We start from the raw sequence: 13,279 nt of genomic DNA, 5'->3' as shown, positions 1-13,279 counted from the left end.
CCGCCATCCGCGCGGCCTCGGCCCGCAACCGCGAGCGGATGGACGCCTACACCGCCGCGCTGCAGCGGCACGGCGAGGAGAAGGCCGAGCAGGAGGTGCGATGGCTCGAGGAGCTCATCGTCGCCGAGCGCACGGCGCCTTCCGCCCCCACCACCACACCCCCACCCACCCGCACCACCACACAGAATCAGGAGTGATCCCATGGGATCCATCCGCGTCGCCATCGTCGGCGTCGGCAACTGCGCCAGCTCGCTGGTCCAGGGAGTCGAGTACTACAAGGACGCCGACCCGTCGGGCGTCGTCCCCGGTCTGATGCACGTGAAGTTCGGTGACTACCACGTCAGCGACGTGGAGTTCGTCGCCGCCTTCGACGTCGACGCCAAGAAGGTCGGCTTCGACCTGGCGGAGGCCATCGTCGCCAGCGAGAACAACACCATCAAGATCGCCGACGTGGCGCCGACCGGCGTCATCGTCCAGCGCGGGGTGACCAACGACGGCCTCGGCAAGTACTACCGCGAGACGATCGAGGAGTCCGACGCCGAGCCCGTCGACGTCGTCGCCGCGCTCAAGGCGGCCAAGGTCGACGTCCTCGTCTCCTACCTGCCGGTGGGCTCGGAGGTGGCCGACAAGTACTACGCGCAGTGCGCGATCGACGCCAAGGTGGCCTTCGTCAACGCGCTGCCGGTCTTCATCGCCAGCGACCCGGAGTGGGCGGCGAAGTTCGAGGCCGCCGGTGTGCCGATCATCGGCGACGACATCAAGAGCCAGGTCGGCGCGACCATCACGCACCGTGTCATGGCCAAGCTCTTCGAGGACCGCGGCGTCGTGCTCGACCGCACGTACCAGCTCAACGTCGGCGGCAACATGGACTTCAAGAACATGCTGGAGCGCGACCGGCTCGAGTCCAAGAAGGTCTCCAAGACCCAGGCCGTGACCTCCAACATCGAGCACGACCTCGGTGCGAAGAACGTCCACATCGGCCCGTCGGACTACGTCCAGTGGCTCGACGACCGCAAGTGGGCCTACGTCCGCCTCGAGGGTCGCGCGTTCGGCGGCGTCCCGCTCAACCTCGAGTACAAGCTCGAGGTCTGGGACTCCCCCAACTCCGCCGGCATCATCATCGACGCCATCCGCGCGGCGAAGATCGCCCAGGACCGTGGCATCGGCGGCGCCCTCATCTCCGCCTCGTCCTACCTGATGAAGTCCCCGCCCGTGCAGCGCGAGGACACCGAGGGCCGCGCCAAGCTCGAGGCCTACATCGCGGGCACCGAAGCGCGCTGACCTCGGCCCTCACCCGCACCAGCCCGTATGCCGCCCGCTCACCTCGAGCGGGCGGCATACCGGCGTCCGGCGGTCAGCCAGACATACACAGGGCCGGACAGTGTCCCCCTCTGTCCCGGTATGCCGCGCCAACGGCGGTCATCTGTATGTCTGACGGCGCACCCACCGTCAGGCGACCCGGGGCGGAGCGGCCACCGGGCGCCCGGCCCGCTGCTCGAGCCACCCGAGGATCGCCCACCGCACCCAGTCGGGTCGGAGCATCACGTCCTCCCACGTGAAGCGCAGGATCGACCACCCCCGGACGGTGAGCTCGGTATGGCGGCGAGCGTCGCGGACGAGGTCCGTGCGCGTCCGGTGGCTCGCGAAGCCCTCGGCCTCGAGGGCGAGCCGCAGCCGCTCGTCACCGAGGTCGACCCGGGCCCACAGGCCGGTGTCCGAGACCGGCAGCTGCGAGACGACGTCGAGGCCGACGATGTCGAGACAGATCGCCCGCAGGACCGACTCGAAGGGGTTGGCGGCGCCGCCGTCGGCCTCGAGCGCGACCCGGCGGGCCTGCGCCGCACCGGGGCCGCGCAGCGAGGCGGCCGCGTGCCGCAGCTCCATCACGGTGACGTCGCCCTCACGCACGGCGGAGTCGCCCACCGCCAGGGCCTCGTCGAACGGGAGCCTCCGGGCGCAGTCCAGGACCGTCCGGACGGGCGAGGTGATGCCGAGTCGGACCTCTTCGGCGCTCACCTCGCCATGGCTCGCGACGACCACCGACCGGTCGGCGTCGACGAGGTGACGGCCTCGCCGGAAGGTGACCCACGGCCTGTCGGGTTGGTGCTTCACCGCCCAGCCGTGGGCCACGGCCGCGCTGGGGTGGGACAGCACCCCGCTGAGCCGATCCGCCTCGCGGAGGTGCGTGCTCGCGACCGGGAGCGCATACCGGCCGCGGCGCGTGCGCTCGACGACACCGTCACGCACGGCGCGGCGGATCTTCCGCGCCGGCACCTCCCGCCTGAGCTGGCCCCAGGTCGTGCTGCCGCCCGGGCGGGTGAGCGCGGTTGCGACGCGCTGGTGGGGCATCCCCTCACTCTGCCGGGGTATTCGACCCCCTCGACCGTTGTCCACAGGTGAAGTGCGGTCAACCAGACATACAGAAGAGGCCGGCGCGCCCGACTCACCCCGGTATGCCGGGCCAGCCGTCGCCCTCTGTATGTCTGACGGCGCACCCGGTCACCACAGGGGGTCCCGTCAGTACGGCGGCCGGGCGTCACGGTCTCGGAGCAGTGCCGCGCCTACCCCGGGAATGGCCTGGTCGCGGGCGATCTCGAGCAGCGAGTCGGCCGCGTCCACGCCGCTCTCCCCGCTCCACGTCATGCGTGCCGCGACGAGCCCGGCGACCATGGGAGCGGCGAACGAGGTCCCGCTCCACTCCGCAAGGCCCTCGGGGAACTCGGCGCTCTCGCCGACCCGCGGAGGCTCCCGGTAGTCGTAGCGCTGCGTCGGGTAGGCGTTGACAACGTTGGTGCCGATCGCGAAGACGTCGACCCAGCTGCCGAAGTTGGAGAAGCCGGCCCGGGACTCGGGCGGGTCGTCGAGCGCACCGACGGATACGGCCCACGGGAACGCGGCCGGCCAGAACGGGCCCCGGTCGCCGTCGTTGCCGGCGGCCGCCACGAGGACCGTGCCCTTGAGGTGCTGGAGGCGCTGCTCCCAGAAGACCTGCAGCGACAGCAGCGGCAGGTTGCCCCGCGTGCGGGTCCCCGCCGACAGGGAGATGACGTCCGGGACCCAGTCGAGCGCCTGGGTGAGCTGGGCGAGGAGGTCGCTCTCGAAGGACGCGCCACCGATCGACATCGCCGACTCGACACGCACCTCGGCGCGGGGGGCGTGGGCGCGGACGACCCCGGCGATGAAGGTGCCGTGGCCGGTGTAGTGACCCACGAAGGGTGGTTCGGGGTCTCCCTCGACGCCGGCGAGCCAGTCGTGGGCGGCGACGACCTCCTCGAGCAGGCCGGTGTCGACGACGGACACCCTGCTGCGGCGCCCGTCGGCGACGTCGTCGTCCTGACCGATCGGTTCGTCGAGATCGGCGGGGGTCGGTTCGGTCACGGCGCACCAGGTCACCGCGGGGCAGACGTGGAGCAGATGGTCCGGGACGGCTACCCCCACCCCGAGGCGCGCGTCGAGGTCGTCGATCGCGGAGAGGGCGTCACGGCCGGGAGGCAGGAGCACGACGTGGAAGCCGGCCGGCTGCACCGGCGTCTCTCGGTCGCCCTTCTCGGGCGGAGCGTCGATGCCGAGGACCCGATAGACCCGGCTGGCGTCCTCGTCCCGGGTGAGGACCCGCCCGGGGTGGTACATGTAGTCGGCCGCGCCCGACTCGTCGCGATGGACGGCGAGCGGGACCTCCGCGTCCCGGAAGGCCGCGACGATGAGGTCGACCTGGACCTCCGACCGGCTCAGGACGACCGCGTCGTCGCGGGGCTCCCACCAACGGATCTGCTCCGCCGTCGCGGGCACCGGCCCCGTGGGTGGACCCGGCCTGTCATCATCTCGTCGAGTGGTCATCAAACCTCCAGTGGTGAAGTGGAACCTGCCCCAGACATGAACGCCCGTGAAGAAGAGCCGGCCTCACCCGGCCGTGATACATCCGCGAGCCGTACGGGCGGCGGCAGCATCAGGGAGCGCAGCGAGACCAGCACCGCCAGCCCCTATAGCGACACCGACACCCTGCTCGCCCTCGCAATATCCCAGCCGGCCGCCGCGCTGACAACCGCCTTCCACCTGCTGGCGGGCAACCCCTCCCCGAGGGAGAGCTCCATCGCCCACCACGCGGTCGCGATCGTCGAGCGCGACCGCGGCCGGATCGCCGAGTCGGTCCGCCACGGGCGGGCCGCGCTGCGTTCCGGGCGAGGGGCGGGCCGAGGCCGGGAAGCGGAGGTGCGGGCCACCCTCGGCACCACGTTCCTCTTCGCGGGCGAGACGACGAAGGCCCTCGCCCAGCTCAACCGGGCGCTCGACCTCACGTCGGCGGCGGCGCGACCGCGCGTCCTGCACCTGCGCGGGTCGACCTACTGGCTCCTGGGCCGCTACACGGAGGCGCTCGACGACCTGCTCACCTCGGTCGAGCTCAGCCGCCAGAGCGGCGACCGGCTCTGGGAGGGAAGGGCGCTCGGCGTCTCGGGCGACGTCCTGCGCGCGCTCGGCGACGCCGACGCGTCAGAGGCGGCCTACCGCGGCGCCGAGCAGGTCCTCACCGAGATCGGTCACGACATCGAGGTGGTGAACGCGATCCACGGCCGCGCCCTCGCCGCCTTCCAACGAGGTGACGTCGTGGGGGCGCTGGCCGGGATGGAGCACGCGCGCGAGCGCTACCGCGCCTACGGGGTCGACCCGGTCGAGCAGCTCGTCGACTACGCCAATGCCCTGGTCTCCGCGCGCCTGACCAGCGAGGCCCGGGTGGTCATCGACCAGGCTCTCGAGCGGGACGACTTCGGACCCGTCTGGCGCGCCGACCTCCTCATCAGCTCGACCCGCGTGGCCCTGCTGGAGCAGAACGGGATTCGAGCCCAGCAGCGGGCCACCGAGGCCGAGTCGCTCTTCAGGGCCCACCGGCGGCAGCGATGGGCCGCCCGGGCGACCCTGCTCGGTCTCGAGGCGGGCTACTCGCTCCTGCGGACGGATCCGTCGAGACCCGATCCCACCCCGAGCCCACCGGCCGCGTTCTCCGAGCTGGTGCTCCGCGCCCGACGGGTCGTCCGACGGCTGCGCGACCTACGGGACCCGAGCCTGACCGAGGCCCTGCTGCTGCTGGCTCAGATCACGCGCGACGCGGGGCGTTCGCGCAGCAGCCGGACGGCGCTCGAGGAGGCATCCCGGTCGCGCCGGGTCGGGACCCCGCTCTCCCGGGCGGCCGGCTGGCTCGCCGCCGCGCTCCTGGCCGACCTGCGAGGCGACCGACGGGCCCTCCTGCTCGCCTGCCGCCGGGGGCTCGATGCCGTGGACGAGCACCGTCGTGTCATCGGCGACCTCGAGCTGCGGGCGCTCGCCACGGGATACGGGCTCGAGCTCGCGGGGCTGGCCGCCGGTGCGGCCGTCGCGACGGGCAGCTCGCGGGCCCTGCTGTGGTGGGTCGAGCGGTGGCGCAGCACGTCCCTCGTCGTGACCCCGGCACGACCGGACGACCCCGAGCTGGACCGCGACATCGCCGCTCTCCGGGACGTCACCCGCAGGCTGTCCGCGGACGACGACCTCGTCCTGGCCCGCGACCGGGTGCGGCTCGAGGCCGCCGTCCGGGTGCGCTATCGCCAGCTGCGTGCGGAGGGCGCCGCTGCCACCGCCGGCCCCGACGTCGGCAGCCTCCTGGAGGGCCTCGGCGACACCGTCCTGCTGGACCTCGTCCTCGTGGCCGACACCCTGTATGCCGTCACGGTCGCCGACGGGCGCGCCACCATGCGCCGACTCACGTCGTTCGCCGCGGCCTCCCGGCAGGCGGAGTTTGCCCGCTTCACGCTCCGTCGCGCCGCCTACGGGCGCCGCGTCGACCTCTGGGCAGTGGGGGCCCAGCTCCAGCAGGCACTCCTCGGGGAAACCCTGCGACCGGAGTGGTCCCGCCGCTCCGTGCTCGTCGTCCCCTCGGCCAGCCTGCTGACCGTCCCGTGGGGCCTGCTTCCGGCCTTCCGCGAGACCGCCGTCATGGTCGCCCCGTCCCTCACCATGTGGCAGCGAGCGCGACGGGCCCGCGAGCGGTCAGCGGCGACCACGCCGGGCCCGGTTGCCCTCGTGACCGGTCCAGGGCTCAGCACCCAGCAGGCCGAGGTGACCGCCCTGAGGTCCTTGCACGCGGACGCCACCGTCCTCCAGGGGGCGGCGGCGACCGTGGAGGCCGCTCTGGAGGCGCTCGACGGCGCGCGGCTCGGTCACCTCGCCGCCCACGGCACCTTCCGCAGCGACGCGCCCACGTTCACGTCGCTCACGCTGGCCGACGGACCCCTGATGATCCACGACCTCGACCGGCTGCGGCGTCCGCCCGAGTCGCTCGTGCTGTCGGCCTGCGACTCCGGGGGCCTCCAGCCCATCGGGGCGGACGAGGCGCTGGGCCTGGTCACGAGCCTGCTGGCCATCGGGACCAGCGGCGTCGTCGCCAGCGTCACTCCGGTCAACGACGCAGCCACCCTGGTCGTGATGCGCGCCCTGCACACCGTGGTGGCGGCCGGGGGGTCACTCGCGGAGGGGCTCCTCGCCGCCCGCCGCGAAGGGGCCGATGACCCGCTGGTCGCCGCCACGGCGGCGGCCTTCACCGCCTGGGGGGCGTGACCCGGGCGTGCACCCGGAGGTGCTCCGCGGTCAGCGGGCGTCGAGCCAGGGACTCGTCGGGCGGGTGTCCTCGCCGCGGTCGAGGTGGAGACGGACCATCCCCAGCGGGACCCGCTCGAACGCGAAGCGGCCGTCCTCGCCGACCGCGCACGTGTAGGACGCGGACGTCGTCTCGAGCACCACCGACCATCCCGTCGGGACCGCCTCGCCGGTGACCGTGGTGACCGCGCCGAGGACGGCGCAGAAGGCATCGCCGACGGTGAGCTCGATGTCGAGCGAGACCTCCTCGAACTCGAAGAAGTGCATCCGGCTCGGCCACCCGGACCGGACGGCCAGCAGCACCGGCGCTCCCGACCCGGTGGCCTCGTCACCGTCGCCCGGATGGTCGACCACGACCGCCTCCAGCAGCGCGGCATCGGGGTCGCGGAAGGCGAAGAGCTGCCGGCCCATCTCGACCAGCTCGGCCGGCACCGGGTCGACCACCGCGACGATGGCGCCGAGCTGCTCGAGCATCTGGGCGTCCACCGGATGCATCCCCGGCCTCCCCTGCCCGGCCATCAGACCACCCCCCCTGAGCGTCCGTCGAAGGCGTAGCTCGACTCACCGAGGACCGAACCGAGGCGGTGGAGGCACCGCATCCGGGTGGGTCCGATCGACCCGACGGGCATGTCGAAGGCGGCCGCCACCTCGACGTAGGCCGGCCGGTCGCAGGACATGAGCACCCGGAGCAGCCGCTGGCAGCGCTCCGACAGCTGGGTGAAGCCCGACCACAGCGCGACGGCCCGCTCGTCCTCGAGGAGGGCGAGATCGAGCTCGCTGGCCTGCGGGTCGGCGAGCCCGACGCCGAGGTCCTCGTCGCGCACCGGGATGTCGCGGCCGCGGCGCTGGATGACCCGCAGCGCCTCGCGGCGCGCGGTCGTGGCCAGCCAGCCGGGCAGCGCCTCCGGCTCCTCGATGCGGCCGAGGTTCTCCAGGAGCTTCAGCCAGGTGCTCTGCATCACGTCGGCGGCGTCGTCCTCGCCGAGACGGAACGAGCGGCCGACGCTCCAGAGGAGACCGGAGAAGCGTTCGACGATCGCGTTCCAGGCGGACTGGTCGCCGGCCGCGGCTGCGGCCACGAGATCGGTGAGGCTGTCGGACGGGTTCATCTGAGGGGCCTTCCCACGGGTCAGCACGGGACTGGGCGGCATGAGGGTCACCTCGTACAGAGCCGCTACCGCTCCCCCTGATACACCCTCCCACTCCGAGCCCCCCGGCGGAGGGCGACCAGCCCCCTGACTGATCGCCCTCCGTGCCCGACGGCCCTACTTCGCCGAGGTCTGCGTCTGCATCGCCGCGTTGGTCTTGAGCTTCTGGCCCAGCGTGCCGAGGTGGTCGGCGGCGGCGGTGATCTGCGCCTTCTTCTGGTTCCAGTCGGTGACGAAGGTCTGTGAGTCCTGACCGTCCCAGTTCGTGTCGATCTTGGTGACGGCCGTCGACACGTCGGTGACGATCGTCATCAGCTCGCTCTTGAAGGTGTTGAACTTGTCGCCCGACGCGTCGATAGCTGCCGGGTCCATGCCCTTGGCGAGAAGTGCCATTGCTGATCTCCCTTGCTGAAGTGGTGGTTGGTGACGCGACGCTCAGTAGGCGCTGGAGGTGTTGACCTGCTCGGTGACCTGCTGGTCGATGGTCGTCTTCATGTTCTGCAGCAGGGTCTGGGCCTGGTTCAGCTCGTTCTTGTGGGTGTTCCACTCGTTCTGGAACTTCTTCTGGTCGTCGCCGTGCCAGTTCTGGGAGATGGCCGTGATCTCGGTGTCCACCTTCGCGACCAGCGCCTTGATCTTCTCCGCCTCGACCTGCAGCACGCTGCCCTGAGCCTTGACCTCTGTGTCGTTCATGCCAACCCAAGCCATGAGATGTCCTCCCTGTCAGGTGGGCCCGAGCGCTGTGCTGGACCCCGATCGTCTCCGGTTCTCGTCCGGATCGACTGCTGTGATGTCGCCGTCCCCCTGGTGGTTCCGGCGACAAGGAAAAAGTTACGTGGGTCCTGCGGGGATGTCGATGGGGAGCACTCCCCGTCGGGCTCCCCACCCTCCCTCCCGTATGCCGCGGGGTCGGCTCACGACGCAGAGGAGTCTCCAAAAGCACTGTGGCACAGTCAAATTGCCACCTGCACCAGCTCGAAGCGCCCCTTGTCGACGAAGAAGCCACGCCCCTCCGGGAGCTCGCTGCGGTTGAGGGCCGGCAGGTTCGCCCGGAAGACGGGGTGTCCCTCGTTGCCGTCCGGGTGCAGGGACAGACCGGACCGGGAGGTCTTGAGGACACCGGCGAGACCGAAGTTCGACCCGAAGAACTGGGCCTCGCCCTCCGCGATGACGAACTGGTCGTTGTCGAGGCACGCCTTGACCAGCGTCGTGAGGACGTTCTCGGCGGTCGATCCCCCGAGGTCGTCGACCCGCTCGATGACCAGGGCGATCGGGTGGGGCAGCCGGTCCTGGGTGATGGCGGCGGTGAGCTCCTGGGCGAGCCGGACCACGTCGTCGACCCCGGCCGCCACACTCGTCCAGACCCCCAGCCCGATGAGCTCGGACCGCTTGCGGGGGGTGAGGAGATAGAGGTCGGCCCTGCCGTTGAAGCGGTCGAGGGACATCGCCATCGTCGCGAGCGCCGTGGTCCGCCCGGACCCCGAGGGACCCACGATCATGAAGCAGCCGCGCGGCTCGAAGGTCTTCGGGCCGAGCGTCTCCGACGCGACCCCGATCACGGGGAGACCGTCGACGGCCGCGGGCAGCTCTGCGAGAGTAACGCGCTCGACCAGGCTCTCGATCGGTGGAGCCTCCGTGCCACCCGCCTTGCGGGTCGCCTCGGCGAAGGCGCGGACCGACGCGGCCTGGATCGAGACGTCGGACGACCCGCCGAGGACGGCGACCTGCAGCTCGTCCCCGTTGAAGAGCCCCCGACCGGCCGGACTCGCCATCGTCAGCACGTCGCCGGGGACCCCCAGGACGGCGTAGTCGTCGGCGGACGGCAGCCGCAGGACCACCCGCCGCTGGATGGCGGCGGCGAGCGACTGCGGCATACCGGATCGTTGGTCGACCGAGATGATGAAGTGGACGCCGACCGGGCGTCCGTCCCCCGCCAGGGCGTTGACCATGTCGAGGTACTGCAGCCGACCACCGACCTCGTAGGCCTGCCGGAAGGCGGTCATGCCGTCGAGCAGGACGAGGATGCGGGGCTCGTCGGGCTGCCCGGCCAGCCGACGGTACTCGGTGATCGTCGAGGAGCTCACCTTCGAGTAGCGCACGGCGCGCTCGTCGATGACGCCGCGCAGGTAGCGCAGCAGCCGGACGACGCGCTCGTGGTCGCCGCCCGGGACGATGCTCCCGACGTAGGGGAGCTCCTCGAGCATGGCGAGACCCCGGTTGCCGAAGTCGAGGCCGTAGACCTGGCACGGGCCGCCACGGACGGTGAAGCCGGCGGCGATCGCGATGGTCCGCAGCAGGACCGACTTGCCCGAGCCCGACGCACCGTAGACGGCGATGTTGCCCTCGGAGTCGGGGTGGAACGAGATCGGCGGCTGCTCCTGGTCGTGCGGATGGTCGGCGATGCCGAAGACGAGTTCGTTGTCGCGGCGGGCCGTCGGCACCGCGACGAGGTCGTAGACCTCCTGCAGCTCCGGCTGCCACGGCTTGCGGGCCTGCGGGATCTCGGCCGTCGCGGACGCCTCGCGGATCGTCGTCACCAGCCGCTGGATGTCGGTGGGGCCGGGGTCGGCGCCCTCCGTCCCGTCCTGCGGGTCGGGCAGCTGCCACTCCTTCTCGCCGCCGAAAGCCAGTGTGGCGACAGTGAGCTCAGCCGGCGGTGGGGTGTCGGAGGTCCAGCCCCCGGCATACGCGGTCTGGAAGGGGGTCAGCCGGCCGGGACCGCTCTTCACCATCGCCCGGCCGGGCAGCCCGGGGTCGAAGAAGGCGGCGGCGCTCGACCCGAGGACGTCATCGCTGTCGGCCTCGTCGGCCATCCGCAGCGCCAGGCGCAGGTTGGTGTTGGCGCGCAGGTTGTCCTTGATGACGCCGGCCGGTCGCTGGGTCGCGAGGATGAGGTGCAGCCCGAGCGACCGGCCGCGCTGGGCGACGTTGACGACGCCGTCGACGAACTCCGGCACCTCGTTGACGAGGGCGGCGAACTCGTCGACCACGATGATGAGGCTCGGGGGCGCGTCGACCTCGCCGCGGCGCTCGAGCTCGATGAGGTCCTTGGCCTTGTGCCGCGCGAGCAGGTGCTCCCGGTAACGGAGCTCGGCCGAGAGCGACTCCAGGGCCCGGCGCACGAGGTGGGGCGACAGGTCGGTCACGAGCCCGACGGTGTGCGGCAGCCGGACGCAGTCACGGAACGCCGAGCCACCCTTGTAGTCGACGAGGAGGAAGGTCACCCGCTGCGGTGAGTGGGCCGCCGCGATGCCGAGGATCCAGGCCTGGAGCAGCTCCGACTTCCCGGCGCCGGTGGTGCCACCGACGAGGGCGTGGGGTCCGTCGGCGCGCAGGTCGACGGTCAGCGTCCCCTGGCCCGACTGGCCGACGACGGCCCGCAGGTTGCCGGGCTTGCGCGAGGGGACGGCCGGGGCGAAGGGACCGGTGAGGATCGACCGGCTCTCCTTCCACCGCTCGATCTGGGCGGTTGCCGAGCTCATCAGCTCGGTGCCCGTGAGGGCCACGAGGGAGACCGCCCGCGGCAGGTCGCTGACGTCGTCGGCGGCGACGCCGGAGTCGACCACGGGGGACAGTCGTCGGGCGGCGTTCAGCGCCTCGAGCGCGGAGACCTCGTCGGCGAAGACCGGCGCGACGGCCGTGCCCTCGTGGACGTAGCCGACGAGGGTGTCCGCGACGAGCCCACCCTGCCTCGTCACGAGGAACGTACGGCACGAGGCGGGGAGCATCGCCTGCCGCTCGGCCACCCACACGACGACGATGCCGGCCCGATGACCACGCTCGGCGAGATCGACCAGGCGACTGCGGGCGATGGGGGCGTCACCCTCGACCACGACCATGACGTAGGGCTCCTCGCGCCCCCCCTCCTCGTCCTTGGCCCCGACGAGGCTCTCGACGAGGTCCTCGAGCTCGTCCGCGAGCGCGGCGCAGGCCGGCGCGGTGCTGGCCGTCGCCCGGGCGGTGAACGGGCTGTGGGGGGAGGAGGTGTGCGGCAGCCACTTGAGGAAGTCCCAGTCCGGCGCCGTCCGGGTCGAGGCGAAGGCGAGGACGATGAGCTCCGCCGGCGAGTGCAGCCCCGCGGCCTGCAGGACGAGCGACCGCGCGGCGGCCACCGCGGTCTCCCGCGGACCGCACACGCCGATCGCACCGACCTTCAGCGGCTCGGCCACGACGGGTACCCCGTCGAGCATCTCGACCCCGGTCATCGTCCTCGAGACCTCGAGCCAGGCCTCGGCCCTGGACCGGCCGACCCGGGGGAGCTCGACGGTGGACCGCGACGGCCGGGTGCCGGTGCCGAAACGCAGCTCGAGGAAGCCCGGGTCACCGGGCCTGCGGGTCCAGAGCAGCTCGGCCCTACTGTCCATGGCCATGAGCACCTCCATCCCGGACGGGTGCTCGTGGAGCCGACCGGTGCGTTCGCGGTCGTGCTCGGCGTGGATCTCGCTGACGAGCAGCTCGAGGTCCTCGCGGAAGTCGGTCATCTCCCGCTCGAACTCCTTCTTGGCCTGGCGACGGCTCTCGAAGGTCTGGCCGGCGATCATCATCGGCATCATCGCGAGGAAGAGCAGCGAGAGCGCGTTCTTGGTCGCGACGTAGAGGACCACCGCCATGATGATCGGGATGATCAGCGAGACGACCGGGAACGGTTGTGGCCGTGGGCGTTCCGGGAGGTCGGGCACCACGTAGGGCTTCCCCGCATGGATCGGGGCGAGGCGGGGCGAGCGGGAGAAGCTGACGACCCCACCGTCGGTGCCGATCACCCCGACGCCGGGAGGCGGTCCCGTCGCCGCCCCGCCGAGCAGGTGGACCTCGAGCTCGGTGTCGCCCAGCCCGATGGTGTCGCCGGACTTCAGCTGGGCCCGCGTCACCTGCTGGCCCTCGGCGGTGATCCCGTTGGCCGAGCCGAGGTCGACGACCTCGGCGACGTCGGTGAGGATGAGCTTGAGGTGCCGGCGCGAGACCGAACCGTCGGCGAGGGTGACCTCGCACCCGCGCCCGCGACCGATGTATGCCGTCCCGCGCGGCAGCGGGATCTCGCGCCCGGCGTCCGGCCCGGCGGTGATGACGACCATCGCCACGGCGCGGCCCGCCTCGACGAACGAGCCGCCCGCCCGCACCAGGGTGACGGTGTCGCCCGAGAAGAGGCCGCTCTCGGCGACCGTGGTGCGCGGGTCGAGGGTCTGTCGCTCGCCGTCGACGAGGGCGAGGGTCATCTCCTGGCCGTTCGACAGCGAGGGCGAGCGCGCCGGGTCGGCGTGGTCGAGGTGCCAGGCCAGGTCGCCGACGGTGGCGTTGGCGTCGGTCGTGGCGACGAGGTCGACGACCGAGCTGCCGGACTGGAGAGCGAACTTCAGCCTCATGGGCGGGCTCCTGATCGTGCTGGTGCTGGTGCTGGTGGGCTGGGGGGCGGGCCGGACGACCTGCTGGGGGGCGGGCCGGACGACCTGCTGGGGGGCGGGCCGGACGACCTGCTGGGGGGCGGGCCGGACGACCTGCTGGGGGGCGGG

At 72.1% G+C, this 13,279-nt stretch carries 9 protein-coding genes and 1 pseudogene; 3 read left to right on the top strand and 7 right to left on the bottom strand.

The window, feature by feature from the left end; all coding sequences use genetic code 11:
• Together Q0R63_RS19340 and Q0R63_RS19335 are read left to right on the top strand one after the other, a co-directional pair.
• A pseudogene (locus tag Q0R63_RS19340) lies at positions 1–197 on the top strand (PadR family transcriptional regulator); the annotation flags it as partial.
• A 4-nt stretch (positions 198–201) separates the two neighbouring features.
• Positions 202–1,281: an inositol-3-phosphate synthase gene (locus Q0R63_RS19335; protein ID WP_295701022.1), complete on the top strand. Its 1,080-nt coding sequence runs from the start codon at positions 202–204 to the stop codon at positions 1,279–1,281.
• 168 nt (positions 1,282–1,449) lie between these two features.
• Here the strand turns inward: Q0R63_RS19335 and Q0R63_RS19330 are convergent, their stop codons facing one another.
• Both Q0R63_RS19330 and Q0R63_RS19325 read right to left on the bottom strand, forming a co-directional pair.
• On the bottom strand, positions 1,450–2,349 hold the full coding sequence (locus Q0R63_RS19330) for a DUF559 domain-containing protein (RefSeq protein ID WP_295701018.1): 900 nt from the start codon (positions 2,347–2,349) through the stop codon (positions 1,450–1,452).
• A gap of 168 nt (positions 2,350–2,517) precedes the next feature.
• Complete coding sequence (locus Q0R63_RS19325; RefSeq protein WP_295701015.1) at positions 2,518–3,789, bottom strand: S8/S53 family peptidase; 1,272 nt, start codon at positions 3,787–3,789, stop codon at positions 2,518–2,520.
• An 84-nt stretch (positions 3,790–3,873) separates the two neighbouring features.
• On the opposite strand from Q0R63_RS19325, the gene Q0R63_RS19320 reads away from it, so the two are divergent.
• Entirely contained in the window at positions 3,874–6,585 is a 2,712-nt protein-coding gene (locus Q0R63_RS19320; RefSeq protein WP_295701012.1) for a CHAT domain-containing tetratricopeptide repeat protein, read from the top strand.
• Positions 6,586–6,615: 30 nt separating this feature from the next.
• On the opposite strand, the gene Q0R63_RS19315 is transcribed toward Q0R63_RS19320, so the two are convergent.
• The 5 genes from Q0R63_RS19315 to Q0R63_RS19295 all read right to left on the bottom strand — a co-directional run bounded on the left by Q0R63_RS19315 (position 6,616) and on the right by Q0R63_RS19295 (position 13,132).
• Positions 6,616–7,119, bottom strand: a complete 504-nt coding sequence (locus Q0R63_RS19315; protein WP_295701008.1) for a hypothetical protein — start codon at positions 7,117–7,119, stop codon at positions 6,616–6,618.
• 23 nt (positions 7,120–7,142) lie between these two features.
• Positions 7,143–7,775, bottom strand: coding sequence for a sigma-70 family RNA polymerase sigma factor (locus tag Q0R63_RS19310; RefSeq protein ID WP_295701005.1), 633 nt, complete (start codon positions 7,773–7,775; stop codon positions 7,143–7,145).
• Positions 7,776–7,889: 114 nt separating this feature from the next.
• Complete coding sequence (locus tag Q0R63_RS19305) at positions 7,890–8,165, bottom strand: WXG100 family type VII secretion target (RefSeq protein WP_295701002.1); 276 nt, start codon at positions 8,163–8,165, stop codon at positions 7,890–7,892.
• A 42-nt stretch (positions 8,166–8,207) separates the two neighbouring features.
• Positions 8,208–8,465 carry a WXG100 family type VII secretion target gene (locus Q0R63_RS19300; RefSeq protein ID WP_295700999.1) on the bottom strand — a complete coding sequence of 86 codons (258 nt, stop codon included), beginning with the start codon at positions 8,463–8,465 and terminating at the stop codon, positions 8,208–8,210.
• Between the two features lie 260 nt (positions 8,466–8,725).
• Positions 8,726–13,132 carry an FtsK/SpoIIIE domain-containing protein gene (locus Q0R63_RS19295; RefSeq protein WP_295700996.1) on the bottom strand — a complete coding sequence of 1,469 codons (4,407 nt, stop codon included), beginning with the start codon at positions 13,130–13,132 and terminating at the stop codon, positions 8,726–8,728.
• Between the last annotated feature and the right edge of the window lie 147 nt (positions 13,133–13,279).

The sequence above is a fragment of the Lapillicoccus sp. genome (assembly GCF_025353065.1).
Classification (GTDB): Bacteria; Actinomycetota; Actinomycetes; order Actinomycetales; family Dermatophilaceae; genus Lapillicoccus.
Note: the sequence above shows the minus strand (reverse complement) of the source record. Positions and strands in the feature narration are given on the sequence as shown.